The 26047-nt window shown below is 62.1% G+C and carries 27 protein-coding genes; 5 read left to right on the top strand and 22 right to left on the bottom strand.

Translation table 11 applies throughout. The annotated features are described in order from the left end of the window. Nucleotides 1-33: 33 nt before the first annotated feature. Genes GO007_RS21245 through GO007_RS21260 form a run of 4 tightly spaced genes read right to left on the bottom strand, consistent with a single transcriptional unit; the run spans nucleotide 34 to nucleotide 3336 of the window. Nucleotides 34-693: a methionine ABC transporter permease gene (locus GO007_RS21245; RefSeq protein ID WP_166646187.1), complete on the bottom strand. Its 660-nt coding sequence runs from the start codon at nucleotides 691-693 to the stop codon at nucleotides 34-36. After that, the gene (locus tag GO007_RS21250; RefSeq protein WP_095103444.1) at nucleotides 690-1481 is read right to left on the bottom strand and encodes a methionine ABC transporter ATP-binding protein; all 792 of its coding nucleotides are present in this window, start codon (nucleotides 1479-1481) and stop codon (nucleotides 690-692) included. Before GO007_RS21250 ends, GO007_RS21245 begins: the two co-directional genes overlap by 4 nt. Next, nucleotides 1478-2284, bottom strand: a complete 807-nt coding sequence (locus tag GO007_RS21255; RefSeq protein ID WP_095103446.1) for a MetQ/NlpA family ABC transporter substrate-binding protein — start codon at nucleotides 2282-2284, stop codon at nucleotides 1478-1480. The genes GO007_RS21250 and GO007_RS21255 overlap by 4 nt, the downstream gene beginning before the upstream one ends. A 23-nt stretch (nucleotides 2285-2307) precedes the next feature. Next, nucleotides 2308-3336 carry an isopenicillin N synthase family dioxygenase gene (locus tag GO007_RS21260; RefSeq protein WP_095103448.1) on the bottom strand — a complete coding sequence of 343 codons (1029 nt, stop codon included), beginning with the start codon at nucleotides 3334-3336 and terminating at the stop codon, nucleotides 2308-2310. 289 nt (nucleotides 3337-3625) lie between these two features. Between GO007_RS21260 and GO007_RS21265 the strand changes: the two genes are divergently transcribed. Further along, nucleotides 3626-3913 carry a VF530 family protein gene (locus GO007_RS21265; protein WP_095103584.1) on the top strand — a complete coding sequence of 96 codons (288 nt, stop codon included), beginning with the start codon at nucleotides 3626-3628 and terminating at the stop codon, nucleotides 3911-3913. A 6-nt stretch (nucleotides 3914-3919) separates the two neighbouring features. Here GO007_RS21265 and GO007_RS21270 read toward each other — a convergent pair whose 3' ends face one another. After that, nucleotides 3920-4345, bottom strand: coding sequence for a hypothetical protein (locus GO007_RS21270; protein WP_095103450.1), 426 nt, complete (start codon nucleotides 4343-4345; stop codon nucleotides 3920-3922). A 122-nt stretch (nucleotides 4346-4467) separates the two neighbouring features. Next, nucleotides 4468-5424, bottom strand: a complete 957-nt coding sequence (locus GO007_RS21275) for an AraC family transcriptional regulator (RefSeq protein WP_095103452.1) — start codon at nucleotides 5422-5424, stop codon at nucleotides 4468-4470. A gap of 109 nt (nucleotides 5425-5533) precedes the next feature. Between GO007_RS21275 and GO007_RS21280 the strand changes: the two genes are divergently transcribed. Next, nucleotides 5534-6733 (top strand): MFS transporter, encoded by a 1200-nt coding sequence (locus GO007_RS21280; protein ID WP_095103454.1) that lies wholly within the window; start codon nucleotides 5534-5536, stop codon nucleotides 6731-6733. 35 nt (nucleotides 6734-6768) lie between these two features. On the opposite strand, the gene GO007_RS21285 is transcribed toward GO007_RS21280, so the two are convergent. Further along, nucleotides 6769-7218 carry a helix-turn-helix domain-containing protein gene (locus GO007_RS21285; protein WP_095103456.1) on the bottom strand — a complete coding sequence of 150 codons (450 nt, stop codon included), beginning with the start codon at nucleotides 7216-7218 and terminating at the stop codon, nucleotides 6769-6771. 69 nt (nucleotides 7219-7287) lie between these two features. Between GO007_RS21285 and GO007_RS21290 the strand changes: the two genes are divergently transcribed. After that, on the top strand, nucleotides 7288-8514 hold the full coding sequence (locus GO007_RS21290; RefSeq protein ID WP_223261807.1) for an MFS transporter: 1227 nt from the start codon (nucleotides 7288-7290) through the stop codon (nucleotides 8512-8514). A 15-nt stretch (nucleotides 8515-8529) separates the two neighbouring features. On the opposite strand, the gene GO007_RS21295 is transcribed toward GO007_RS21290, so the two are convergent. Together GO007_RS21295 and GO007_RS21300 are read right to left on the bottom strand one after the other, a co-directional pair. After that, nucleotides 8530-9423, bottom strand: coding sequence for a dihydrodipicolinate synthase family protein (locus tag GO007_RS21295; RefSeq protein WP_095103460.1), 894 nt, complete (start codon nucleotides 9421-9423; stop codon nucleotides 8530-8532). Between the two features lie 50 nt (nucleotides 9424-9473). Continuing rightward, complete coding sequence (locus GO007_RS21300) at nucleotides 9474-10364, bottom strand: DMT family transporter (protein ID WP_095103462.1); 891 nt, start codon at nucleotides 10362-10364, stop codon at nucleotides 9474-9476. A gap of 104 nt (nucleotides 10365-10468) precedes the next feature. Between GO007_RS21300 and GO007_RS21305 the strand changes: the two genes are divergently transcribed. Next, complete coding sequence (locus tag GO007_RS21305; RefSeq protein ID WP_095103464.1) at nucleotides 10469-11803, top strand: aminotransferase-like domain-containing protein; 1335 nt, start codon at nucleotides 10469-10471, stop codon at nucleotides 11801-11803. 87 nt (nucleotides 11804-11890) lie between these two features. On the opposite strand, the gene GO007_RS21310 is transcribed toward GO007_RS21305, so the two are convergent. The 4 genes from GO007_RS21310 to nifL form a co-directional block, all read right to left on the bottom strand. Continuing rightward, complete coding sequence (locus tag GO007_RS21310; protein ID WP_095103466.1) at nucleotides 11891-12394, bottom strand: nitrogen fixation protein NifQ; 504 nt, start codon at nucleotides 12392-12394, stop codon at nucleotides 11891-11893. Next, complete coding sequence (gene nifB / locus GO007_RS21315) at nucleotides 12394-13800, bottom strand: nitrogenase cofactor biosynthesis protein NifB (protein WP_095103468.1); 1407 nt, start codon at nucleotides 13798-13800, stop codon at nucleotides 12394-12396. The genes GO007_RS21310 and nifB overlap by 1 nt, the downstream gene beginning before the upstream one ends. Nucleotides 13801-13954: 154 nt before the next feature. Next, nucleotides 13955-15529, bottom strand: coding sequence for a nif-specific transcriptional activator NifA (gene nifA / locus GO007_RS21320; protein ID WP_095103470.1), 1575 nt, complete (start codon nucleotides 15527-15529; stop codon nucleotides 13955-13957). Then, a complete protein-coding gene (nifL, locus tag GO007_RS21325; protein WP_095103472.1) occupies nucleotides 15526-17013 on the bottom strand; it encodes a nitrogen fixation negative regulator NifL in 1488 nt (495 codons plus the stop codon). The genes nifA and nifL overlap by 4 nt, the downstream gene beginning before the upstream one ends. A gap of 322 nt (nucleotides 17014-17335) precedes the next feature. On the opposite strand from nifL, the gene GO007_RS21330 reads away from it, so the two are divergent. Continuing rightward, nucleotides 17336-17866: a flavodoxin gene (locus GO007_RS21330; RefSeq protein ID WP_095103474.1), complete on the top strand. Its 531-nt coding sequence runs from the start codon at nucleotides 17336-17338 to the stop codon at nucleotides 17864-17866. 23 nt (nucleotides 17867-17889) lie between these two features. Here the strand turns inward: GO007_RS21330 and nifM are convergent, their stop codons facing one another. The 9 genes from nifM to nifE form a co-directional block, all read right to left on the bottom strand. Continuing rightward, nucleotides 17890-18690: a nitrogen fixation protein NifM gene (gene nifM, locus GO007_RS21335; protein ID WP_095103476.1), complete on the bottom strand. Its 801-nt coding sequence runs from the start codon at nucleotides 18688-18690 to the stop codon at nucleotides 17890-17892. Between the two features lie 2 nt (nucleotides 18691-18692). After that, the gene (locus GO007_RS21340) at nucleotides 18693-19133 is read right to left on the bottom strand and encodes a nitrogen fixation protein NifZ (RefSeq protein WP_095103478.1); all 441 of its coding nucleotides are present in this window, start codon (nucleotides 19131-19133) and stop codon (nucleotides 18693-18695) included. Further along, nucleotides 19130-19390 carry a nitrogenase-stabilizing/protective protein NifW gene (locus tag GO007_RS21345; RefSeq protein ID WP_095103586.1) on the bottom strand — a complete coding sequence of 87 codons (261 nt, stop codon included), beginning with the start codon at nucleotides 19388-19390 and terminating at the stop codon, nucleotides 19130-19132. Before GO007_RS21345 ends, GO007_RS21340 begins: the two co-directional genes overlap by 4 nt. Next, a complete protein-coding gene (nifV, locus tag GO007_RS21350) occupies nucleotides 19390-20532 on the bottom strand; it encodes a homocitrate synthase (protein ID WP_095103480.1) in 1143 nt (380 codons plus the stop codon). Before nifV ends, GO007_RS21345 begins: the two co-directional genes overlap by 1 nt. Nucleotides 20533-20545: 13 nt before the next feature. After that, nucleotides 20546-21748 carry a cysteine desulfurase NifS gene (gene nifS, locus GO007_RS21355; protein WP_095103481.1) on the bottom strand — a complete coding sequence of 401 codons (1203 nt, stop codon included), beginning with the start codon at nucleotides 21746-21748 and terminating at the stop codon, nucleotides 20546-20548. Nucleotides 21749-21778: 30 nt separating this feature from the next. Continuing rightward, nucleotides 21779-22603 carry a Fe-S cluster assembly protein NifU gene (nifU, locus tag GO007_RS21360; protein WP_095103482.1) on the bottom strand — a complete coding sequence of 275 codons (825 nt, stop codon included), beginning with the start codon at nucleotides 22601-22603 and terminating at the stop codon, nucleotides 21779-21781. Between the two features lie 195 nt (nucleotides 22604-22798). Next, nucleotides 22799-23269 carry a NifB/NifX family molybdenum-iron cluster-binding protein gene (locus tag GO007_RS21365; protein ID WP_095103484.1) on the bottom strand — a complete coding sequence of 157 codons (471 nt, stop codon included), beginning with the start codon at nucleotides 23267-23269 and terminating at the stop codon, nucleotides 22799-22801. After that, nucleotides 23256-24641: a nitrogenase iron-molybdenum cofactor biosynthesis protein NifN gene (nifN, locus tag GO007_RS21370; protein ID WP_095103486.1), complete on the bottom strand. Its 1386-nt coding sequence runs from the start codon at nucleotides 24639-24641 to the stop codon at nucleotides 23256-23258. Before nifN ends, GO007_RS21365 begins: the two co-directional genes overlap by 14 nt. Before the next feature lie 10 nt (nucleotides 24642-24651). Beyond that, nucleotides 24652-26025 (bottom strand): nitrogenase iron-molybdenum cofactor biosynthesis protein NifE, encoded by a 1374-nt coding sequence (gene nifE / locus GO007_RS21375; RefSeq protein WP_095103488.1) that lies wholly within the window; start codon nucleotides 26023-26025, stop codon nucleotides 24652-24654. Between the last annotated feature and the right edge of the window lie 22 nt (nucleotides 26026-26047).

Genomic DNA, 26047 nt, shown 5'->3' on the forward strand with positions numbered 1-26047 from the left:
AAGGGCGATGGGGGATCATCGCCCTTGCTGAGTCTAACGGCGGTGCGCCAGGCGGCGAACCAGACGGTCTCCGGTCATCTGTACGCCCTGGACCATCGCCACCAGGATCAATACCGTGCCTACCATCACCTCGTTATTAAAGCGCTGATAGCCGTAGCGGATCGCCAGGTCGCCCAGTCCGCCGCCGCCAATCACTCCGGCCATCGACGAAAAGCCAATCAGCATAACGATCGTCAGCGTTACTCCGGCCAGCAGGGTCGGCAGCGCTTCCGGCAGCAGGGATTTAAAAATCACGTGCCAGATGTTGCCGCCCATCGATAAAATCGCCTCAATCCGCCCGTAGTCCACCTCGTCCAGCGCGTTTTCCGTCAGCCGGGCGAAGAAGGGAAAGGCGCCGATAGTCACCGGAACCACCGCGGCGGTGCTTCCCAGGGTGGTGCCGATAATCAGTCGGGTAAACGGGATCAGCGCAATCAGCAGCACAATAAACGGCAGCGAACGGCCGAAATTGATCGCCGCCCCCAGCAGCGCGTTGAGTTTTGGCATCGGCAGCAGGCCGTTTTTGCGCGAGATAAACAGGATAATCCCGGTCGGTAGCCCGAGCAGGACGGTAAAAAATGCCGCCAGCCCGACCATATAAAGGGTATCCAACGTGCCGCCCACCAGCAGCGGCCAGAGGTCTTCCCAGCTCATGCTACTCCGCATAAAGGCCTCCCGTGAAAGCCGTGACGCGCCAGAAAATCACGCTCCGTTTGCGGATCGTGCAGCAGCGACTGACGCAGTTTTGACCACGGCGCCACCAGCAGATCGGCAATTTTACCGCTTTCAACAATTTCTCCTTTTTCCAGCAGCGCGGCGTGATCGCACAGGGTTTTAACCACTTCAAGTTCGTGGGTGATCAGCACGATGGTCAGATGCAGGCGCTGATTGATATCCGCCAGCAGCGCCAGCACCGAGGCGGTGGTTTCCGGGTCCAGCGCGCTGGTTGCTTCATCGCACAGCAGCACGTCCGGCCTCGCGGCCAGCGCCCGGGCGATCCCTACGCGCTGCTTTTGCCCGCCCGAAAGCTGGGAGGGAAAGGCCTCGGCCTTATCGCTGAGCCCCACCAAATCGAGCAGTTCCTCCACCCGGGCCCGGCGGTCGGCCTTCGCCATGCCGGCGATTTCCAGCGGCACCGCAATGTTGTCGGCGACGCTGCGCGCATGGAGCAGATTAAAATGCTGGAAGATCATGCCGGTTCGCAGGCGATAGGCGCGCAGGGACGGTTTGTCCATTTGCGTAATATCATGCCCGTTCACAATAATGCGGCCCGTAGTGGGCCGCTCCAGCAGATTCAGACAGCGTATCAGCGTACTTTTGCCCGCGCCGCTGCGCCCGAGGATGCCGTACACGGCACCCTTAGGAACGTGCAGCGAGACATCGTTTAGCGCCGGTCGGCCCGTTCCGGCATAAGTTTTACTCAGCCCCTGCACCTCAATCATGACTGCGGCGCGACCGGTATCACCGAGCCGTTATACTGTTTGCGGATAAATTCCGCCACCTGCGGCGAAGTCAGATCCTTCGCCAGCTGCTTGATCCGCGGATCGTTAGCCAAAGAGGGGTTGGTGACGAGGATATTGGCGTAGGGGTTATGCTCCGCGCTTTCCAGGCCCAGCGCATCTTTTGCCGGAGTCAGCCCCGCTTCCAGCGCATAGTTGCCGTTAATCACCGCCAGGTCGACGTCGTCGAGCGAGCGGGGGATTTGCGGCGATTCAATCTCAAGAATTTTGAGATGCTTAGGATTCTCCACAATATCCTTTGGCGTTGCCAGAGTGGTGGCCGGATCGGTAAATTTCGCCGCCAGCTTGATCAGCCCCTGGCTCTGCAGCAGGAACAGCGCCCGGCTCAGGTTGGTGGTGTTGTTCGGCACCGCGACGGTGGCATTCTCCGGCAGGGATTTGAAGTCTTTATGTTTACGCGAATAAATACCCAGCGGTTCAATATGTACCGTTGCCGCGACGGTAAAGGTTTTACCCAGCGCTTTCTCCTGGTCTTTCAGGTAGGGAACGTGCTGGAAATAGTTGGCATCCACGTCGCCGTTAGCCAGCAGCTCGTTAGCGTTAACGCCGCTGGTCAGCTCCACGATCTTCAGATCGAGGCTCGGATCGATTTTCTTGATGTAATTCAATATCTCCGCATGCGGAACCGGGTCAGCGGCGACGCGCAGCGCGGCGGCCTGCGCCGACGTCCATGCCAGAGAAAGAGACAGTGCTACCCCTGCCAGTTTAAAAGCGGCATTTTTCATGGTGTTTTCCTTTATTGTTATGTTTAAACGATCAGTTGTTCGGCGCGTTCGCGAAACACATCCTGGTAGTAGCGTTCGGCAACGTCCGGATGCGAGCGCAGGCGCCCCTTCAGGTAGTTCCAGCCCACCTCCCGCAGCAGCGGATTCTGCGGATCGCTATCCGGCCCGAGCGCCTCCTGCGCCAGTTCAGGCGGCAGGGTGTAGACCGGAACGACGGCATCCAGCTGCGCGCCGAGGAAGAAGGCAATCGAGAGACGCTGCTGGCTTGCCGGCGGCGACACGACGCGATGCACCGTAGCGCGCAGATAGCCATTGGTCGCCAGCTCAAGAAGTTCGCCGATATTGACGACAAAGCTGCCGGCCAGCGGGGTCGCATCGATCCAGCGGCCGGGGGAAACCTCAACCTGCAGCCCTTTTTGCTCATCCTGGAGTAAAAAGCTGAGGAACCCCGAGTCTTTGTGGGCGCCAACGCCCTGGGTGCTCTGCGTCTCCTGCTGGCCGGGGTAGCGGATCAGTTTGATATGCTCATTGGGCTGCTGGCCGTACAGGGTATCAAAGGCGTCATTGGGCAAATTCAAGGCTTCGGCAAACGCGCGCAGCACGGTAATACCGACCTGCGTCATCGCGCTTTGCCAGCTCAGCAGCGTCGGTTTCAGGTCAGGTAATGCTTCCGGCCACAGGTTAGGCCCCTGCAGGCGCTGCCAGCGCGGCGCATCGTCACTCAGCGTCAGAGCGGGGCGCTCGGCGCCAATATCGAACTGTTCGCGCCAGTCCGGCTGCCCACGGGTGAGCTCAGACGCGGCGCGGTTATAGCCGCGAAAGTGCGGAGAGTGGATCATGGCGACCGGCTGTTTTTGCTCATCGGCCAGCGCGAAGAAGCGGCGGGAGAGCTGCTGCACGCTGCGCTGCAGTTCGTCATCCACTCCATGATTGATCAGATAAAAGAAGCCGATATCGCGCGCGGCGTGGCGCAGGTCGGCGAGAAAAGCGGACTTTTCAGCGGGGTCCGCGTAGCGAGCAAGATCGAGAATCGGCAGCGTGGTTGCGTTCATTGTGTTCTCCGAAGGCGGTGTGCATATATTTTCGTGTATCCAGATTCAGGGTTCGGGGACAACAACAGCGCATAATCATTTCCTCAGTCAGGTGGTCAAACACAGCTTGCCCTAAGCGAAAATAATCAACCAATAACCTTCTTTTCTAATTTATGACCGTCGGGGGTTCAGTGCTTTTGCGAATAGTAGATAAGGGCGATAGCGCGCTAAGTCCGCCTCGCGAGTTGCGCGGGGCGAAAGGAGTCAGTATGGTGTGCGCAATTTCTCAGGTATTTCAGGACAGGACATTATGCAGCCTTCAAAAGATCCCCTGCACGGCGTAACTCTTGAGGCGTTACTCAACGCTCTGGTGGCGAAATATGGCTGGGCGGAGCTGGCAAAGCGCATCAATATTAACTGCTTTAAGAGCGATCCCAGCGTCAAATCCAGCCTCAAGTTTTTACGCCGGACGCCCTGGGCGCGTAAGGAAGTGGAAGAACTCTATATTGATAGCCTGGAAGATATTGCCGATGAACGGGAGGATATGCCCACCGACGGCCCGTGGGCAAACTGGCAAAGTAAGAAGGAACCGCGCTAGCGGCGGTTAAGGCGCCTGCCTGCGCATCTGCCGCCACTTCACGGTGTGATAAATAAAATAGCCGGCGGCTAAAGGCAGCGTCAGGGGCACTAATGCGAAGAGATACAGCGCGCCAAATCGGCCCATTCCCCCGCCGTTAATCGTTTCAAATGTGCGCTCCGACGTCAGGTGAAGAAGCGTGTCATCGGCCCCGCGTTTCGCAAAGGGGAACAGCAAAATAGAGAGCCAGCCGAGCGCAATAAGCGGCCAGCCGACCTCATCATAGAGGTCGTAAATAAGCAGGCCGAAAAGGAAAACGCCCCACGCCAGCTTACCGATAAAATCCGGACGCTTAATAAAAAGCACCGCCGGATGCACGATGCGGACCGCGCGCTGCCGCGGCCTGCGGCTTCCCGTTTTCCGCGATCGGCGGTGGCTGTTTTTTCTGCTCACTTCCTGTTAATTATCCTGCTTAGCCGGGACGCAATAGCGCATGCCCCATAGTGATATTAACCGGCGAATTGAGCAAATATAATTCAGCCGCACTGCCAAAAAACGGGAGGCGGATATTCTGCCTATATCTCTTCCCCGGGCGAAATAGCGCGCAGGGCGCCTGGCGCTTTGCCGGTAATACGCTTGAAAGCGCGGCTAAATGCGGCATGGGAGCTGTAGCCCAGCTTAAAGGCCACCTTTTCCAGAGCCTGGCCTTCATGGGAAATGTACTGAACGGCCAGACGCATGCGTAATTCGGTCAGGTAGCGCGCGGGCGTCGTGCCGGTCGCCGCCAGAAAGCGTTCGGCAAACACCGAACGCGAGGTGCCGGCCTCACGGGCCAAATCCTCAACCTTCCAGTTAACCCCCGGCTGCTGATGCATCACGTAGATAGCCCGCGCCAGCTTCGGGTCGCGCAGCACCTGCACCCAGCCGGTAGCATTGCCGCAGCCGCATTCCACCCAGCCGCGAACGATCAGCGCCGCCACCACGTCCGCCAGCCGCGCCAGGATACCCGCATAGCCCGCCTGGCGGGTGAGGGTTTCTCGCTCCATTGCCGCCAGAAGAGGCTGGATCTCAGGCCGGGTGTTCAGCAGGCTGCTCACCATCATCACCTCCGGCATCGCTTTTACCAGCGGCTGCATGCCGCCGAGCTCAAAGTCCATACAGCCGCTGAAAATAATGGCGTTGTCCTGCTCCGGCTGCGGACCCTTGTTTTTGATGCAGCACACCGTACTGCACACCGGTTCGGTGGGTAGCTGCCGGACGTTGACGATTTGCGCCTGCGCGTCGGACATCAGCACGTGGCCGTCGCCGTTGGGAATAAACAGCGCATCGCCGCTCTCCAGCCTGAGCTGCTGCCCGCTGGCCATGCGCAGCAGAACCGGGCCGCGGCTGACAAAATGGAACTGCGCCTTGCCCGGCACATAGCTGAACTCCACCCCGAACGGCCGGCCGGATTCAATGCGCCGGTAGTTGACGCCTGAAAGGCGCATGCCGCGCAGCAGTTCACTGGTGAGATCGAGGGCCTGATGAGTCATAACGCGAATCCCGGACGAATTATCAATAATGGCAGAGTATGCATCATAGATCGTCCGAAGAGAAGTTTCTAAGCTGTGTCGGATTGTTAACTGTTCTGGAGAGATGTATATGAGTTCCTGCATTGTAGCCGATGAGAGCCAGCTAAACGCAAAACCCGCATGGCGGGCCGTTTATGCGCTGGCGCTGGGCGTTTTCGGCCTGATTGTTGCAGAGTTTCTTCCCGCCAGTCTGTTAACGCCGATGGCGGCAAGCCTGGGCGTGAGTGAAGGAATGGCGGGGCAGGCGGTGACCGCCACGGCTCTGGTGGCGCTGGTTACCGGGCTGCTAATCACCCCGGCGACCAGAAATATCGACCGCCGCTGGGTGCTGATGTTTTTTTCGCTGCTGCAAATTATCTCCAGCATGATGGTCGCATTTGCGCCTTCGCTTGAGTTATTACTCCTCGGCCGTCTGCTGCTGGGGGTTGCGATCGGCGGGTTCTGGTCGATGTCCACCGCTACCGCAATGCGTCTGGTTCCCGCCGCGTATGTGCCAAAAGCGCTGGCCATCATTTTCTCCGCCGTATCGATAGCGACCGTCGTGGCCGCGCCGCTGGGCAGCTATTTAGGCGGCCTGATCGGCTGGCGCAACGTATTTATCATCTGCGCGCTGCCGAGCCTGGCGGCTCTGTTCTGGCAGCTGTGGGTTCTGCCCTCAATGCGCCCGGAAAGCGCAGGCAGCTTTGCGACGCTATTTAAGGTGCTGCGCCGGCCGGGGATGCTGGGCGGCATGCTGGCAACCATTTTGATCTTCAGCGGCCATTTCGCGTTCTTTACCTACCTGCGGCCGTTTCTGGAAACCGTCGCCCAGGCGAGCGTGGAAGGGGTTTCACTGATCCTGCTAGGCTTTGGGTTGGCGAACTTTGTCGGGACCTCCATTGCCGGGCATTTACTGGCCCGCAGCCTGCGCCTGACGCTGGCGCTGGTGCCGTTTGCGATGAGCATTCTGGCGCTGATGATGGTGACATTCGGACATCTGATGCTGCTTGATGGTCTGATGGTAGCCATGTGGGGCTTCGCCTTTGGCCTGGTGCCGGTGGGCTGGTCAACCTGGCTTGCCACCACGGTGCCGGATGAGGCCGAAAGCGCCGGCGGGCTGCTGGTTGCCTCCATACAGCTGGCCATCAGCGCCGGGGCAGCCGGCGGCGGGGCGGTGTTCGACATCACCGGCGCCAGCGGGGTCTTTACCGGCAGCGGGGTGCTGCTGCTCAGCGCGATGATCATTGTCCTGGTCGGCGTACGGGTAAAACCGGTGCCGAACGGAGAGTAAAGCAAGCGCCTGCGGGCGCTTTTTCCGTTTCGCCGTCAGCCGGCACGCTTCAGCGATCGGCCGGTCGGATCGTTTTTCCTGGCAGCCCTGGCGCCGCTTTTCCCCGCCAGCTCAACAAGACGCCTGAAGGTAGGGCACTCCATATGCGAAGGCGCCGGGCAGTCGGCAACGTGGCGAAGCGTATCGCGCAGGGCGGTTAGCTGCTGAATCTGGCGGTCAATGCGCTCGGCTTTCTGGTGCAGCTCCCCGCGCGGCAGCTCGGGCGTTCCCTGTTTGCCGAACATGCTCGCGATCTCATCGAGCGAAAAACCCGCCGCTTTGCCCATGGTGATGAGTTTAAGGTGCAAAAGCACGTCATGCGGAAACTGCCTGCGCAGCCCGTGCCGCGAAATAGAAGAAATCAGCCCGATCTCTTCGTAGTAGCGCAGCGCCGAGGGTTTGATCCCGCTCTGTGCCGAAACTTCGCCGATATCCAGAAATTTCATGCTTGACCTCAATTCGACTTGAAGTCGTAGCATGCTCCCGAACCAAATTTCCGGCAAGAGGGCAAAACAGTGGCGCAAGCAGAAATACCGATCCCGACAAACAAACCGGCGGCAGTAACGGCTGCGCTCGCGCTATGCATGCTGCTGGCCTCGCTGGGCACCAGCATCGCCAACATTGCGTTGCCCACTCTGGCGGCGGCCTTTTCCGCGCCTTTCTCGCAGGTCCAGGCCGTGGTGACCGTCTATCTGGCGGCGCTGACGATCTCGGTGCTTGTTGCCGGTCGTCTGGGCGATAAATGGGGGCTGAAGACGATGCTGATGGTCGGCCTCGGCCTGTTTATCGTGGCGTCGTTGCTCTGCGCCCTGGCCGCCAGCCTGTGGTTTTTGACCGCCGCGCGGGCGCTACAGGGAGCGGGCGCCGCTTTCCTGATGACGCTGAGTATGGCCCTTATGAGGCAGGCCGCCGGGAAGGAGCGTATCGGACGGGCGATGGGGCTGCTGGGTACCACTTCGGCGCTGGGAACGGCGCTCGGCCCCTCCTTCGGCGGGCTGCTGATAGCCTGGGCGGGATGGCGCGGCATTTTCTGGGCTCAGCTGCCGATCGCCTGCCTGGCGCTGTTGCTGATTTTTATCGTCTTACCCGCCGATTTACGCAGTCGTTCCGAGGTTCAGGTCGGCCAGCGGTCGGCGCTGGCCAGGCGTCTGGCGCCCTGGCTGCTGGTGAATCTTCTGGTGGCGGCGGTGATGATGACCACCCTGGTGGTTGGGCCGTTTTATCTGAGCATCGCGCTTGGCCTGAAGACCGCGGCAGTGGGCTTCGTGATGGCGATCGGCCCCGTGATCTCTATCTTTTGCGGCGTGCCTTCCGGCCGGTTGGTTGATGGCTGGGGCACCCGCCGCACGCTTAATATGGGACTGATCCTGTTAGCGGCAGGGGCCTTTATGCTGGCATACCTGCCGAACCAGATCGGCATTATCGGCTACGTGCTGTCCGTTATGGTTTTGACCCCCGGCTACCAGCTCTTTCAGGCCGCCAACAATACCGCCGCGCTGCTCGACGTGATGCCGGGCCAGCAGGGCACGGTATCCGGATTACTCAGCCTTGCGCGTAATATGGGGCTGATCGCGGGGGCCGCCGCGATGGGGAGCGTTTTTGCGTTTGGCGCCGGCACGGAAGACTTCGTCCATGCATCGGCGTCGGCTATCGCCGGCGCCATGCGGTACACCTTCCTGCTTGCTGGCGTAATGATGACCGGGGCGATCGCCATCGTGCTCGCCAGGCGCCTGAATGAGTGACGCTCCCGCTGCGGGTCAATCCAGGAACGGCAGCTGGCCGAGGATCTCCTGCAGATCGCGCCTTTCCTGACCGCCAAGCGTCTCGAGGGGGAACGGCAGGCACGGCGCCGGCGCGGCACCAAGGATCTCGGCCACGGTCGCAATTACCCGCAGACTCCCGTGGCGACGATAGAACGCCCACAGCGGCTCAAGGGCCGCGCTAAGCCGCTGCGCCTCGCCACTCTCTCCGCCTGAGGCCGCCTGGGTCAGGCTCCGGGAGTAGCGGGGAAACAGCCCTGCAAGGACGGAATACCAGACGTCGCAGCCGGCAATCAGGCCGGCCGCGGAGCGGGTGTCGCCGCTGATGCCGAGAGTGACCCGTTCGGCGATCCGGCCCTTCAGGGCGGCGATGCGTCGGCAGGCCGCGCTCCAGTCCGCCGGAAGGTCGCCGAGTTTTATCGACCGGACGTGGCTAAGATTCGACAGGGCGACTAACAGCTCGTCGGAAAAGACAAATCCGGTTGTTGCCGGATTGTCATAGATGCACAGCGGAACCGATAGCCCGGCGGTGACGCGCTCGTATAGGCGATACGCCTCGTCGGCGCTCAGTTTCTGATACGACAGCGGCGCCAGCAGCACGCCGCGGACGCCGGCTGTTTGCGCATCCTCCGCCAGCCTCATAACTTCGTCTGCGCTGATGCTGCTAATGCTGGTCATCACCGGGATACCCGACGCGGCGCTGACCGCCAGCGTTGTGACCCTCAGCCGCTGCTCCCGCGTCAGGTAGGCGTAACTGCCGGTAGACCCCAGCGCGCCTATCGAATCCACGCCGGCATCGACAAGGTTCTCAAGCAGTGAAACAAACGACTTTTCGTCGATCTCTGCGCCGGCCAGCGGGGTGAGAGGGAATGCGCTCAGGCCTGTAAACATCGTTGATTCCTCATAAGAAAATGGTGGCAATACGCAACGGCGATTGCGTTTTATCTGGCAAATTTTCTCGATCCGATAACGCACAGGATAACGCCCAACGTGACGAAAACCATCATCGGATTGACCGTTTCATGCAGCAGGATAGCCGACAGCGCAAGACCAAAAAATGGCTGCAGCAGCTGAAGCTGGCCGACGGCGGCAATCCCGCCGATAGCGAGCCCTTGGTACCAAAAAATAAAGCCGATCAGCATACTGAAAAGCGAAACGTACCCCAGCGCCGCCCAGGCCGACGGCCCAATGCCGCTGAAGGTCGCGGGCATGGTGATAAAGGATGCGATCAGCATCAGCGGCAGGGAGATAATCAACGCCCAGCTGATAACCTGCCAGCCTCCGATCGCCCGGGTGAGCTTTGCGCCCTCGGCGTAGCCCAGGCCGCAGACAATGACCGCGCCGAGCATCAGCAGATCGCCGGTCGGCGACGCCGAGGCGTTTTGCGAAAGCGCGAAGCCCACAACCAGCAGGCTGCCGATGACCGAGAAGATCCAGAAGGCCGTTTTCGGGCGTTCACCGCCGCGCACGACGCCGAAAATGGCCGTGGTGAGCGGCAGAAGGCCGAGAAAGACGATCGAGTGCGCGGAGGTGACATGCTGCAGCGCCAGGGCGGTCAGCAGAGGGAAACCAACGACAACGCCCAGCGCTACGACCATCAGCGGGACGATTTGCGAGGCGTGAGGGCGCCGTTGCCGTAAACAGCAAATCAGCATGCAGGCCACGATTCCGGCGATGGAGGCGCGCAGAAACGTCAGGAAGAAGGGAGGCATCTCAAGCACCGCCACGCGGGTGGCGGGTAAAGAACCGCTGAAAATAATGACGCCCAGCAGGCCGTTGAGCCAGCCAGAAATTGCGCCGGGATCGGCTTTGTGTACCGCTGAATTCTCCACTGTAACCTCATCTGTTGCTTAACGTTTGCGGACTTGAGCATTTGGTCAGCGGATGGTAGCCTCGCCAATCCGATACAATCAAATTATTGTCATGGATACATTTGATGAAAGCCCGCTACAAAGGCATTGTTGATAAATTTGCGGAGTGGATTCGAAACGGTGAGATGTCACCGGGAACCCGCCTGCCGACGCACCGCAGGCTCTCCTCGCAGGAGCATATTTCTTTGGCGACGGCAACGCGGGTCTATAGCGAGCTGGAGGCGATGGGGCTGGTCAGCGGCGAAACCGGGCGCGGCACCTTCGTCAGAGAGACATCGCTGCCCCCCGGTCATGGCGTCGATCAGCAAACGGTGGCGACGGACGTTATCGACCTGAACTTTAACTATCCGGCGTTGCCCGGGCAGGGAGAGCGGCTGCGGGACGCGCTGCGGCGGCTATCGACGGCCGGCGATATCGAGTCGCATCTGCGCTATCAGCCCCATGCCGGCAGGCTCAACGAGCGCGAGATTATGGCCGGGCATTTTTCCAGGCACGGATTTCGGCCGACGGCGGACAATCTGCTGATCGTCAACGGCACCCAGCATGGGCTGACCGTTACGGTCATGGGGCTGCTGAGACCGGGAGACGTTGTGGCCGTGGATGCGCTGACCTATTCGGGATTCAAAGCGCTGGCCGAGCTCTACCATCTTGAGCTTATCGCCATTCCATCCCTGGCCGATGGCCCCGATTTAGCGGCCCTCAGGCAGCTCTGTCAAAAAAGGCGCGTCCGGGCAGTATACGTTATGCCGACGTTGCACAATCCGCTGGGCTGGGTACTTAGCCGCGCCCAGCGCAAAGCGCTGGCAGAGATTGCCCGGGCTCACGATCTGCTGATCGTCGAAGACGGCGCCTATGCCTACCTGGCGCGTCGGCCGCCGCCGCCGATGGCGAGCTATGCGCCAGAGCGCACCGTTTATATCAGCGGATTTTCAAAAAACGTGGCGACCGGCCTGCGGGTCGGGGCGGTTATCTGCCCTGAAGCGTATCGTCCCGCGCTGGAAAGGGCGGTGCGCGCCACGACCTGGAATACCCCCTCCGTGATGACGGCCCTGGTCTGCGGCTGGATCCAGGATGGCACCGTCAGCCGCTTTGAAATGCTGAAAAGACGCGATGCGCGCCAGCGGCAGGTTCTGTTACGAGAGGCGCTAGGGGATCTCCCCTGCGTTAGCCATCCGGAATCCTATTTCGCCTGGCTTCCGCTGCCGGACGAGGCGAGGGCGGATCGGGTGGTCAAGGCGCTGATGGACAAGAATATTTCCGTTTCTACGGCGGAGCCTTTCAGTACCGCGCAAAGCGTCCCTCAGGCCATCAGGCTGGCGCTGGGGTCGGTCACGCTGGATAATTTGCGGCGCGCGCTCGTTCAGGTCCGTGAGGCGGTGGAAGCCGAACGGTACCGCTAGCGGATATCGCGACCATCAGGCGCTGCGTATGCAGGCCGCATGCATCAAGCCGCCGGCGACGCCGGCATAAACGGGCCATCCAGCCGGCTACTCAAAACAAACGCTGCGTTCCCGGCACTCGTCGCAGCTCGGTGAGCGGCAGGTGACTTCGCCCTGCTGAAGCAGGCAGCGCTGGCGATAGAAGAACTTTTTCCAGCGCATATTGTGTTCGTTCATCACCACCAGCTGCGGAAAGCAGTCGCTCATCAGCTGGCGCAGCTCGGCCCGCGACTCAAGGCCAAGATCCTCCCAGAGATGGTTATAGGCCAGAGAAACCTCGGCGACGATCTGCGCCATAGGTTCGGCCTCCTGCCGCATCCAGTCCGCCAGCCACACGCCGAGCTGCCTGCGCTCCTCTTCGCGGATGGCGTTCAGCTCTGCCATCAGGCGGCGGCGGGTTAGCGTCTCGCCGTCCAGCGGCGTTTCGACCTGAGCCAGACGCTGGCCTAATGCCTGCCAGTCGCTCTGGCTGAGCCCCATCCGCAGGGGAAAGCTGCCTTTCCCCGCGTGATACAGCAGCCACAGGCGGTTTAACCAGGCGCGCGGCGGCATCAGGCGACCCCCTGATGCGGCAGCGCGGCGGGCCAGCTGCCTCGGCGCTGCCGCCACCAGTCGGGGAGCACCTCGGAAACCGGTCGCCATGCGCCCTCGACGCAGGGCTCAATTCCCGCCTGCTCCAGCTTTTGCCACGGCGTATGGCCGATACGTACGCAGAATACGGCTTTAACGTCCGCCAGCAGCGCAAGGATCGCGGCGAACCTGGCGTCGTTATCCTGCGGTTCGCAGTCGTCGCTTCCGCGGCAATATTTCGGCGTAAACCGCTCATTGACCAGCACCATGCCGGCGGCCGACAGGCTGTAAATATAGAAACGGTCGGCGTGGCCAAAGTGGCTGTCAATGATGTCGCCGCGGCCTGACGCAACGGCAACCAGGCAGGCGTCGTCGGCCTCGGACTCGCCGCGGGTGGCGATGCTGGCATGAAGCTGGGCGCGCTGATGGAGAATGGGCAGCCAGGCCGGGAGGCTCGCCGCGGACGGCAGTTCGGTAAACTGCTGGCTGCGATCTTCCCCCAGCATACCGATAGCGTCGGCGCGGCACTGATGGCAGTGGGTCATCTGCGGCATCACTTCGCCGCAGCGGCTGCGGGTGGCGGCGAGCATTTCGGCATCCGGCTCCGGCTGGCCGTTAAGGCCGAATACCGTGCCGTGCTCCGGTCTGGCGATCAGCGGCATAATATTATGAATAAAAGCGCCGCTGGCCTGCAGCCGACGGCTGACGTCGGCCATGCCGCTGGCGTTAATCCCCGGGATCAGCACCGAATTTATCTTCACCAGCACCCCTTTGGCGGTTAGCCTGCTGACGCCCTCCAGCTGGCGGGCGATGAGGATCTCTCCGGCTTCGCGCCCGCTGTAGCGCTCGCCGTCCAGCCATAGCCAGGCATAAATTTGCGCGGCGACATCCGCATCCAGCGTATTAATGGTGACCGTGACGTGGTCAACGCCGACGTCCAGCAGGCGATCCACCGCGTCGGGCAGCATCAGGCCGTTCGTCGACAGGCAGAGCTTCAAATCCGGCAGCTGTTCACGTATCAGTTCGAGGGTACGGAAGGTGCGGGTGAGGTTGGCGAGCGGGTCGCCTGGACCGGCGATCCCGACCACTGAAAGCTGCGGGATAGCCTGGGCGACCTGGCGTACTTTGAGCACCGCTTGCTCGGGCGTCAGCAGCGTCGACGATACGCCGGGGCGGGATTCGTTGCTGCAGTCGAACTTGCGATTACAGTAGTTGCACTGCAAATTGCAGGCGGGCGCGACCGGCAGATGCATCCGCGCAAAACGGTGGTGCCCGCTGCGGGAATAGCAGGGGTGCGCGGCGACCTTATCGGCAACAAAAGACGTTAACGCGCCGTTGTCCGCAGCGTGACAGGCTTTACCGGCAGGGGAAGAGGAGCAGGAAGTCATGGTCGTACCTTCATGGTTGGGCGATACCTTCCTGCTGCAAATGCTGTACCAAACGTTTAATTGTCAAAGTACTGAAATTTAAAGATAATGTCCGGCGATAAATTGTCGCAATTCCGCCCCGGTGCTGACAATGTCCTGAACCTCACACGGCGGGTCAGATTCGCGGCATGGTGATGTCCATGATTTGGATCCGGTAAGCGACCTGGCGCGGCGTCATCCCGAGCAGGCGCGCCGCTTTAGCCTGAACCCAGCCCGCCTTTTCCAGCGCGGCAATCAGCCGCTGGCGCTCATCGAGCGTATTGTCGAGCCAGCCATCTTCTGACGGACCGCTGGCGGGCAACGCTTTCGGCATCGTGTCGTAATGATTGAACAAAATCACGTCCCGGTCGATCAGCCCGCTCTCCGACATCACCGCCGAACGTTCAAGGCAGTTTTCCAGTTCGCGCACGTTTCCCGGCCAGCTATACTCCATCAGCAGGCGGATCGCGCCGTCGCTGATCCGCAGCGTCCGGCCCTGGTTCTGGGCGATTTTGCGCACCAGAAAATGCGCCAGCTCGGCGATATCCTCCTGGCGTTCGCGCAGCGGGGGCAGGGCGATAGGCATCACGTTCAGGCGATAGTAGAGATCCTCGCGGAAATTCCCCAGCCGCACTTCCTCCTCCAGATGACGGTTGGTCGCCGCGATGATGCGCACGTTCACGCGCAGGGTTTCATCGCCGCCCACGCGCTCCATCTCTCCCTCCTGCAGGATACGCAGCAGCTTGGCCTGAAACGAGGCGCTGCTTTCGCCAATCTCATCGAGAAACAGGGTGCCGCCGTCCGCCAGCTCAAAGCGCCCCTTGCGCTGACGCACCGCCCCGGTAAACGCGCCTTTCTCATGGCCGAACAGCTCGCTCTCCAGCAGGGTGTCCGGCAGCGCCGCGCAGTTAAACTTTACGAACGCGGCGGCGGCGCGCGGCGAATTATGGTGAATGGCATTGGCAATCAGCTCTTTCCCGGTTCCGCTCTCACCGCGTACCAGTACCGTGGTATCCCAGCGGGAGACCTGACGAATAATCTCCATAATCTGGCGCATCGACGGGCTTTTGCCGACCATCGTCTCAAGGCCAAAACTGCGCGACGGCGCGCAGGTGCGCGGCCGCTCGGCCCTTGAGAGCGTCTGAGGCTGCTGCTGCCCGGGCGCCGGGAGGATCATCAGGCGAATGGTCTGGGCTATCAGGTTGGCGACGGTTTCGAGAAACCGCGTGCAGGCCGGGAGACGCTCATCCTGACGCACCATCGGCTGCGCCGACAGCACGCCGATGGGCTGAGAATTGGGCCCCATCAGCGGCACCGCGATAAACGGCAGATCGTAATCATACAGGCTGAGGCGATCGAGAAACCGCCGATCGTCGGCGACGCGCGGCAGCACCAGCGACTGGCCCCGGGCCAGCACGGTGCCGACTAATCCTTCCCCCGGCCGGTAGCGGATCTGCGTACTGCCCGGCAGCGTCTGATGCTCGGTTTGCTGTAGCGCTTCGATGCTGAGAATTTCCTGCTCGCTATCGTAAAGGCAGATCATGCCGTGCTGCATAAAAGCATCGTTGTATAACACGCTCAGCACCTCCTGGAGCGTCTTGCTGGCCTCGGTGGCGCGGCTCAGCACGACGCTGATGCGCTGCATGGCGGTGAACTGCTGAGAGAGATCAAAGCGCCTGACGGTGGTGTCTGAGTCGGGTTTGTGGGTCATAGCTCACCTCCGGTCAGGGTGTTGAAGAGGGGGAAACGCAGAACAAGACAGGTCCCCCCCTGCGGGCGGGAAGTTAGTTCGATGGCGCCACGATGATGGGCGACCAGGGTCTGGATTAACCGCAGCTCCATCCCTTTGCCGGGAGAGTTTAAGGCGTCCGGGGAGTGGGTATAGCGCACCTGCAGCAGCGGCACATTGTCATTAAGGTATAGCGAAAGCCAGCCCTCTTCTTCTTCGGCGTAGAGCTGCATCTCCAGCGCCACGGAGGGCAGCTCGGCGGCGAGCGCCAGCGTGCGGTCGAACCACAGGCTCAGGCAGGCCAGCAGCTGCGTGCGCTGGCCAAAGCCGATCAGGTGCGGGGAGGCCATATCGACCAGCAGCAGGCCGCGATCGTCGAAGCGGGTACGATAGAGCGCGCACAGATCGTCGAAGAAGGGCTGCAGCGGCCAGGCGGCGTTGCTTTCCAGCTCCAGGGAGGGCCGGCAGCGCTGCAGGCGGGCCATCGCCTCTTCACCTTCGCGCCACGCCGCCTCCAGCGCCACGTTACCGCCGCCTTCGCCGTTGAGCCGGCGGGCCGCTGCCAGCATGTTGATCGGACAGTTAAGCTGAATTAACGCCGCGTCCAGAGACTCGCGAATGGCGGCCAGCAGCTTACCGGCGGTCATCTGCTGTTTGAGCCGATCGAGGCGGCCCTGCTCCTGCTGCTGGCGCTGCTGCGAGCAGTCGGTAATGACGACCAGCGTCCGCGCCGGGGCGCTGTCGACAAAGTAGCGGCTGGCTTCTTCGCTCACGCCGGGCAGCGCCCAGCAGGTCACCGACAGCCAGCGCACCGCGCCGCGTACCGCCAGCGGCAGGATTTGCTCCGCGCCGGGCCCCATTTTACGCGGCGAAACCTGCAGTTCGACCAGCAGCTCTTTCCCGCCGCAGTCCGCGCAGAAAGTTTTGTAGGCGAGGTTATCCATCACCACCCGATCCTGCTCGTCGACCACCACCACGGCGGCGGGAATATTATTGAGCACGGCCTCCATCAGCGTCATGTGATTGCGCAGGCGCTGCTCCAGGGTGTAGCTGACGCTGATATCCCGCTGCATCGCCAGATAGTGCTCCAGCTCGCCCTGGGGATTCAGCACCGGCGTGATGTCGATATCCACCAGATACAGGCCGCCGTCGCGGCGCTGATTGATCAACTGGCCGCGCCAGGGCTGGCGCTGGAGCAGCGTTTGCCACATCTGCTGGTAGATCTCGCGCGGCGTCTGGCTGCTGGCCAGCAGCCGCGGGTTCTGGTTCAACAGCTGCGCCAGCGAATAGCCGGTCTGGCGGCAAAACGCCGGATTGGCGTAAATAATATTGGCTCTCGCATCGGTGAGTGAAATCGCCACCGACGCCTGTTCCACCATGGTAAAAAACAGCCCCGGATGTTGTTGAGTCAGCGCGCCGGCAATCGCCTCCGGCACGGCGTTATCGAGCATCATATTCAGGGTCATCGCAAACTCCTGTGTCGCAGTTATGACAATTTGTCCGACACCGCGACGCCAGCGCCGCGGTTTTATCCGCATGCGGATAACCATGCAAACCGTGCGCCCTTATCCAAACGACCTGATGAAACATTGATCCGACAGCGGGAAATCAGGCTATTTTGGCGTTTTTCAGGCCCGGACAGGCCCGGCTGCGGGCGCGAGAAGGGGCAATGAGCGATCGTTATGGGGCAGGCGTGAGCCGCGATAGTGCAAATAAACCTGGCACAGCCTTCGCAATACTCCTGGCGATAACTCGTGTTTTAAACACCTTTCCCGACAGGAGCGTAATATGGCGAACATTGGCATTTTCTTCGGCACCGATACCGGCAAAACGCGCAAAATTGCGAAGCTGATCCACAAGCAGTTGGGCGATGTAGCGGATGCCCCGGTAAACATTAACCGCGCGACGCTGGATGAGTTTATGGCCTATCCGGTACTGCTGCTGGGAACCCCGACGCTGGGCGACGGCCAGCTACCGGGCCTTGCGGCTGGCTGCGAGAGTGAATCATGGGGCGAATTTATCCATACGCTCGACGGCATCAGCCTGAGCGGTAAAACCGTGGCGCTGTTCGGCCTTGGCGATCAGCAGGGCTATCCCGACAACTTCGCCAGCGGAATGCGCCCGCTGTATGACGTCCTCGACGCCTGCGGGGCGCAGATTATCGGCAGCTGGCCGAATGAGGGATATGAATTTAGCGCCTCATCGGCGCTGGAGGGCGAGCGGTTTGTGGGACTGGTTCTCGACCAGGATAACCAGTTCGATCGCACCGAAGAGCGCCTGACTGCCTGGCTTGAAGAGATTAAACGCATCGTGCTGTGAGTTTTCGCGGGTAGCCGCAAAGGCTACCCGCACAGCCCCGGCTGGCGTGAAATCATCTGCTGCAGCCACTGGCGCTGATGGCGCTGCTGGCTTTGCTGCCACAGATAATCGCGGGCGCTCTCCAGCGCCTTATGCCGATCCATCGGCGCGGCGGGGCGAATCGCTTCACACCATAACAGGTGCCATCCCAGCTCGCTGGCGACGGGCGGGCTCAGCGCATTTTCCGCGAGCGCAAACAGCGCCGTCTCCAGCTGCGGATAGAGCAATCCCCGGCTAATCCAGCCTAAGCGCCCGCCCTCCAGCGCGCTCGGGCACTGAGAATAGCGCTGCGCCAGCGGCGCAAACGCATCGTGGGAGGCGCTGATTTGCTGGTGCAGCCCCTGGATTTGCTCATGAACCGCCTCGAGGTCGCCATCGACCGTCAGCAGCAGATGGCGGGTCAGGCGCTGTTCCGGGCGCATAAAATGCGCCTGATGGTGAAGATACCAGGCCTGCACCGTCGACGGGTCCGGCTGCGGCACCTGCTGCGCCAGTTCGGCAAACGCGATCTCCAGCCGGGTGTGATGAAGCACGATGGCCGCGCGCTCGTCGGGGGTAAAGCCTCCGTCGCTAAGCCAGATCCCGAGCGAAGCGGCAACGTTATCCCTCAGCTCCGGCGCAATATCGTGCGCGGGAACCAGGGCGACGATAGCCAGCTCGATCTCACGCTGGCGCTGCCAGGCCTGCTCAAAGGCCTGCGTATCGGCGGCATTCAATGCGGCCGGTTCACTGTTCCAGCGGCTGCGCGCCAGGCGCTGCCGGCCAAACCGTTCCCATGCGTTCATGATTATCTCTCCTCGACGAGGCTGATGGCCTGTACCGGCACGGTAAACCAGCGGCCGCTAAAGTCGACGGTATAGCTGTCGCCGCGTTCGCCCCGATCGGTTGCCTCAATGCGCCCCTGTTGGCCAACGTTAACCACCACCTCGCCGCCGACGGCCAGCGCCATCCGGCAGGTGACGGTATCTCCATACTGCAAGTTTCCGGCCAACCAGGGCTGGGCGAGGGGGATCAGCTCCTGCTCGCGGCAGCCGATGATCCGGTCGCTCTCCGGGAAGTGGATCTGGTAAATAATTTGATCCTGTAAAAAGACGCCCCAGTCGCGGACAAAGCCGGTGCTGCCGCGCCTGACCAGCAGCTCGCCGGGGGCGAAGCCCGCGAAGGTGCCATCGTTACGAATCGCGCGCACCACCCGCACCGCGTCGCTGAAGGTGAATTTTGGCCTCATCTGTCGTCCTCCTGAAACTGCTGCTGGTAGCTCTCCGCGAGCAGCCGCCGCGCCAGCAGCCACGAGGCGCGGGCGTTCTCTTCCAGCCGGTTCTGTAGCGGGACTTCGGCACGCAGCTTGCGGTGAAACGTCGCCAGCACCGGCAGGCAGCAGCGGCCAAGCCGTTCTGGCTGATAGGGCACGGAGAAAAACTGAAAGAACGATTCGGCGGAGCTAAGTTCGTCCACGCCGGGAATTTGATAAAACCACTCCATGATTATCCCCCTGCTCGCAGCGCGGCTGCGCCGCACAGCTCGTCATAAATCGCGACCAGCTCATAGTCCCGCGGGCTGCGCTTCCCGCTCTCGGCAAAGCGGCGGATGGCGGGCAGCAGTTGGTTAATTTGCGCTGAGCTGAGGTGATAGCCCATCCGATCGAAAATGCCGTTGACCGCCTGGCGCCCGGAGTGTTTTCCCAGCACCAGCCGGTAGCTGCGGCCGACCAGCGCCGGGTCGATCGCCTGATAGCTCTCGCGATCGCGCAGCAGCGCCGCCACGTGGACTCCCGATTCGTGGGTAAAGACCAGCTCGCCGACCAGCGGCTGCTGCGGGTCGATAGGGCGCTGCGCCGCCGCCGAAACTTTCTGACAGAGCGCCGGAAGCGCCGGGAAGTAAACGCCGGTCTCGACGCCGAGGCAGCGCTCCAGGCCCAGCGCCACGGTTTCCAGCGCCGCGTTGCCCGCGCGTTCGCCGAGGCCGAGGGTGGTGGTATTCACGCTGGAGGCTCCGGCGCGCACCGCCGCCAGCGTATTAGCGGCGGCGAGACCGAGATCGTTATGGGCATGCATCTCTATTTCACCAGCCCACGCTTCGCGCAGGGCCGAGATTTGCTCGAAGGTGGTAAACGGGTCGAGTATGCCGACCGTATCGGCGTAGCGCAGGCGGGACGCGCCGGACTGCTGCGCCACCCTGGCGATATCGCCCAGGTTCTGCCCGCCGGCGCGGGAGGCATCTTCGCAGCCAATGCACACCTGCAGGCCGAGGCTCCGGGCGAGCTGAATAAACGTCGCCAGCCGCTCCAGCAGCACCGCCAGCGGTTCGCGCAGCTTGTACTGCCGCAGCTTGTCCGAGGCCGGAATGGAGATATCCACCCAGTCGATGCCCAAATCGGCGCTCTGGCGAATCTCCAGCGCATTCATCCGACACCAGGTCATCAGCGTGGCCTGGGGAAGCTGGCGGCGCACCAGCTGGATCCGCGCGATCTCCTCATCCCCCATTGCCGGGGTGCCCACTTCCATCGCCGTAATCCCCGCCGCGTACAGCGCCTCGGCAATGGCCACCTTCTCGCTGGGGCGGAAGGCCACGCCGGGGCTCTGTTCGCCATCGCGCAGCGTGGTGTCGTTGATCAGCACGCGTTTCATCGTCGCCTCCGCCTTAGCCATAAACCGGGGTGAAGACGTCTGCCGCCGGATGCGGCCTGCCGTCCTGCCAGTAGGGCGACAGCGCCCGCAGCCGGTCAACGATCGGCGGCAGCATGGCAATGACGTAATCAATCTCTTTTTCCCGGGTGTAGCGCGAGAGGGAAAAACGGATGGTGCCGTGGGCCGCGGTGTAGGGAATATTCATCGCCCGCATCACGTGCGAGGGCTCCAGCGAACCTGAGGTGCAGGCGCTGCCGCTGGAGGCGGCAATCCCGACCTGATTCAGCAGCAGCAGGATCGCTTCCCCTTCAATAAACTCAAAGGCCAGATTCAGGGTGCCGGGCACGCGCGGCTGGCCGCCGCCCATCACCATGACCGCAGGGACGCAGGCCTGCAGGCGCCGTTCGAGGCGATCGCGCAGCTGGCCCGTTTGCTCCATTCCCGGCAGATGGATCTGCGCCAGCTCGCAGGCCGCGCCCATGCCGACGATCCCGGTGATGTTTTCCGTTCCGGCCCGCCGTCCGTACTCCTGATGGCCGCCGCGCAGCAGCGGGCGAAAGCGCGTTCCCCGGCGCAGATACAGGCAGCCGACGCCTTTCGGACCGTGAAACTTATGCGCCGAGCAGGAGAGCATATCGATGGCGGTCTTGCCGACCGCTATCGGCAGCTTGCCCGCCACCTGCACCGCGTCGCAGTGGAACAGCGCGCCCTGTTCATGAGCCAGCTCCGCCATCTCGACCACCGGGAAAATGACGCCGGTTTCGTTATTCGCCCACATCACGCTGACCAGCGCGACCCGCGGGCTGAGCGCCGCCCGGAACTGCGCCATATCCAGCGCGCCGTTGCCGTCTACCGCGATACGGTGGATCAGATAGCCCTGGCGCTCCAGGTGTTCGCACGCAGCCAGCGTCGCCGGATGTTCGACCGCGGTGGTTACGATCTCCCGGCGTTCCGGCAGCAGCGCCGTCGCCGAGGCGATGGCGGTGGCGGTGGCCTCGGTGGCGCAGGAGGTAAAAATTATCTCGCTGGGATACTCCGCCCCGAGCAGCGCCGCGGCCTGCTGATGAGCCCGCTCGAGGGCGGCCTGGGCCGGAATGCCAAAGTCATGGATGGACGAGGGATTGCCGTAAAAATCGGTCAAAAAGGGCATCATCGCTTCGAGGACCATCGGGTCTAAACGGGTGGTGGCGTTGTTATCGAGATAAACCTGTTTCATCTTGTCCCCCTTGGGTCAGTTAACCGCGGCCTATGCCGCCACCACTTCCATATAACAGCCGGTACGTTCCATCAGCTTCTGCTGCAGCCAGGCCAGGGTCATATCGGTCATCATGCAGCCGCTGCAGCTGCCGGAAAGGCTCACGGTGACCTGGTGGTTGGCGACGTTGAGAAGCGACATATCGCCGCCGTCGGCCTGAATATGCGGGCGCAGTTCGGCGATGGTGTCGACCACGCTCTGCCAGTGCGGATCTTTGCCGCTGGCGGCGGGAAGGGGGCTCGGCGGCTGCTGCGCGAGGATCTCCGCCAGCGCCAGCTCGATCTGCTCATGGCAGGAAGTGCAGCCGCCGCCCGCTTTGGTGTAGTTAATCACCTCTTCAAGGGTGGTCAGGCCGTTGTTGAGCACCGCGCGGCGGATATGCCCTTCATCGACGCCGAAGCATTTGCAAATCAGCCGGCCTTCTTCATGCTCCTCTTCGAGGCTCTCGCCGCGAAAGTTGGCGATAGCTGCCCGCAGCGCCTCCTGGCCCATCACCGAGCAGTGCATTTTTTGCGGCGGCAGTCCGTCGAGATAATCGGCGATCTGCTGGTTGGTAACCTCTCCGGCTTCGGTAAGCGTGCGGCCGACGATCAGCTCCGTCAGCGCGGAAGAGGAGGCGATCGCGCTGCCGCAGCCAAAGGTCTGGAATCCGGCCTCCTCGATTATTTCGCTTTGCGGGTCGACGCGCAGCATCAGGCGCAGCGCGTCGCCGCAGCTCAATGAACCCACATCGCCCACCGCGTTGGCGTTGTCCACCACGCGCGCGTTGCGGGGATTAAAAAAATGGTCTTTCACTTTCTCGGAGTAATTCCACATGCTGTCAGCTCCAGGGATGATGACGGAAAACGTCGGGGCGCGTTCCACCGCTAAAAGCGCGGTGGTGGTGATGAACAAGCAAATGCAATACCAATGCGTAAATACGTTTATTTTTAGAGGGTTAGGATTTTCCCCTGACAATACGGGCCGACAGTGTCGTTATTTGTTGTGGGGTTTGTCACAGAAACGACACGGTTAGCCGCGCGGGTCCCGCTCCTCCCGCCACTCCTGCTCCTCAAGCAGGCGGGTAAAGCGCTCAGGGTCGCGCCTGCGGGCGCTTTTGCGCTGCTCTTTGGCGTACCAGTAGAGCTGGATCTCCTGGAGTAAATCGACAATTTTGGTGTCGGCGGGCACGCGTTCGGCGCGGACGCCAACCTGCAGCAGCTGGCGAAATATCGCATCGCCGATTGCCACGCAGAACAGGGTGACGCAATCCTCAAGGGCATGGATGCGCTGACCAATCTTCTCCGCCTGATGGCCGCTTTCGACCGAGAAATCAACCACCCGGATCAGGGTGACCCGATCCTCCTTGACGCCATACACCACCAGCCGCGGCGTGGCGCCGAAGTGGCGGTCGACATGGCGATAGTCGGAGCTGGCAAAGGCGACCTTCATGGACCACTCATCGGAATGGACCATGTCAAACTGGCGGTTAATGGGCGGCATAAGCGGCTCCTGTGGTGAAGGGCGGTTCGGCATTCTGGCGCAGCGGCGAGCGGTAGAGGGCGACCTGGCGGTGACGCTCGCGCATCAGGTTTGCCAGTTCAAACAGCGTATCGCGCATACCGCCATAGCCTTGCCGCACCCGCCGGAACTCGCCGAGCCTGTCAAAGAGAGGGAAACCCGCGCGGATCAGCGGTAGCGCAAACTGTTCCGCGAGGTCGCAGGCGTGAGAATTGGCTACCAGCAGGTCGGCGGGCTGCGAGCAGAGCAGGTTTTGCAGATCCTCCAGATCCCCCGGCACGACGCGTTCGACCGGCAGCTGGCGCAGGCTGGGATGGCCGGTGGGGGCGACCAGCGGACCTGGCCGCATTCCCTGGCTGCTGGCAAAATCGCACCATGCCGCCAGCAGATCGCCTTCTGCCGCCATCGCCATGCGCTGGTCCTGGAGCCACGTGTGGCAGTCGATCATCGCATCCTGAAGCTGTCCACGCTGGCGTTCAATCCACTGCGGAACGCCGCGTCCGGAAATTTTCGCCAGCTGATGAATGAACGTATCGCAGTGCTCAAGGGTCATCAGGTGCGGAAGGGCGATCGCCTCGCCGTGGCTGCGCTGGGCCAGCAGGGACGACGCCCGACTCAGCGAGGCGCCGATGGCGAAGCTGCACAGGCTCTGCCCCATCTGCTCTATCAGGCGCAGCGGCGTCCCGCCCTGGGTCACCGGCGAAAAATCCCCTTGCGCGAGGTGCCCGTCCATCGATTGCGCCAGGTCCGGCAGGATCACCGGCTGCAGGCCAAAGGCTTCAACGTAGCGGCGCAGCAGCTCGATATCGCCGGGGGAGCAGAGGTGGCTGACCAGCAGATTGACCCGACGATTACGCTGGCCGGCGCGGGGCGTCGGCGCCACCCACTGCTCAATGACGCTCTCCAGCACGGCGCTGAAGCCGTTTTCCATAGAGCCATAAAAATCAGGGCTGTTGACCGTTAGTATCGCCACCCCTTTGTGCCGGGGATGCTCTTCGCGAAACTGGCGCACCACCCGGGACATATCGCTGCCCTGAGCCTCCGACAGCCCGGTGCTGAGCAGCACGATGGCCTGCGGAGCGTTGCGCTGGCACAGGGTATCGAGCGCGGCAAAGATATTGCCGTCCGCGCCCATAATCGTCGAGGTCGGGTCCATCGCCGTCGACTGTAAGGGCACCGGGTCGTGGAAGTGCTGAATAAAAAAGACCTTAGCGAAGGCGCTGCATCCCTGCGCGCCGTGGACCAGCGGGATGCAGTGTCCGATCCCGAGGCTGGCGAGGATTGCGCCGAGCGGTTGGCCGGTTTTGATCGGACTGACCGCCAGCGGTTTATCGGTGCGGAAAATTTCTGCCATGCTGTGCTCCTTAGTGCCAGGGGGCGCGGGAATGAGTTTGCGGCCAGATCGGGCTGTTGATGGTCTGGCAGATCTGGCGGGCGAGGGTGACGATGCCCTGATAGCCGGCGAAGGCGTGCTCGCGTTCCTGATTGATATCGAGAAACGGCAGCCGGGCCTTGTAGGCGGTGTACATATTGCGCCCGCCGGCGATCATCAGGTCGGCCTGATAGCGGTAGACCACGTCCAGCAGCGTGCGGGCGTTGCCTTCATCCAGCATGACCGCCTCTTCGCCCATCAGTTCGCGGATCCGCTGTTTATCTTCCTCGGTGGATTTGCGCGTGCCGGTCGCCACCACGCTCATCCCCAGATCCTGCAGCGCCGACACCACCGACCAGGATTTGACGCCGCCGGTGTAGAGCAGGGCTTTGCGTCCGCGAAGCTGTTCGCGCCACGGCCTGAGCGCCAGCTCCGCCGCCCGCTCTTCGCGCGCAATCAGCGCTTCGGTGCGGCGGCACAGATCGTCATCGCCCAGCAGGGCCGCCAGCTGACGCAGGGCGTCGGAGGTCGCGCGGATACCGTAAAAACTGCCTTCGAACCACGGCGTGCCGTAGCGCTGCTCCAGCGCCCTCGCGACGTTGATTAGCGCCCGCGAACAGACCAGCATATTGGCCTGCGCCCGGTGCATGGTCTGGATTTCGGCAAAGCGCCCGTCGCCGGAGAGGCTGCCGAGCACGCGGACCCCCAGCTCATCGAGCAGCGGCTGAATATGCCAGAACTCGCCGGCGATATTAAACTCGCCAATCAGGCCAACGTCATGGCGATGCTCCGGGGCGAACGGGGATGCCTCCGGCCAGGGGGCCGGTTCGCGCTGGCCGATGACCCGCTTGACCATCACCTCGCCGGCCAGCCGGTTGCCGAGGTTTTTGCTGCCGTAAAAACCGGCGGCGTCGATGGCGATAACCGGCACGCCGGTGGCGGTCTGCGCGGCCTGGCATACCGCTTCAAGATCGTCGCCCTCCATTGCCGGCACGCAAGTGTTGTAGATAAAGACCGCCGCCGGACGGTAGCGCGTAACGATATGGCGAACCGCGTGAAACAGGCGGCGCTCGCCGCGGCCCATAATCACATCCTGCTCGTTGAGATCGGTAGTGAACCCCAGCCGGTTAATGTTCGGCCCGGAGCTTATGCTGCCGCGGTTATCCCATGAGCTGCCGGCGCAGCCGATGGGGCCATGCACCAGGTGCGCCACGTCGGCGATGGGTAGCAGAGCGATCTGGGCGCCGTCGAACGCGCAGCCGCCGGCGGTGGCGCCGGGTTTTGGCGCGCTACAGCCGGACTTCTGTTTATGGTTATGTTCGCAGGCGGGCTCATCCAGCAGCGCCAGAATTTCATTTCCCTTCATAGTGACCTCGTAGAACGTGGGG

This window comes from Klebsiella sp. 10-1, assembly GCF_009758445.1.
Classification (GTDB): Bacteria; Pseudomonadota; Gammaproteobacteria; order Enterobacterales; family Enterobacteriaceae; genus Klebsiella; species Klebsiella scottii.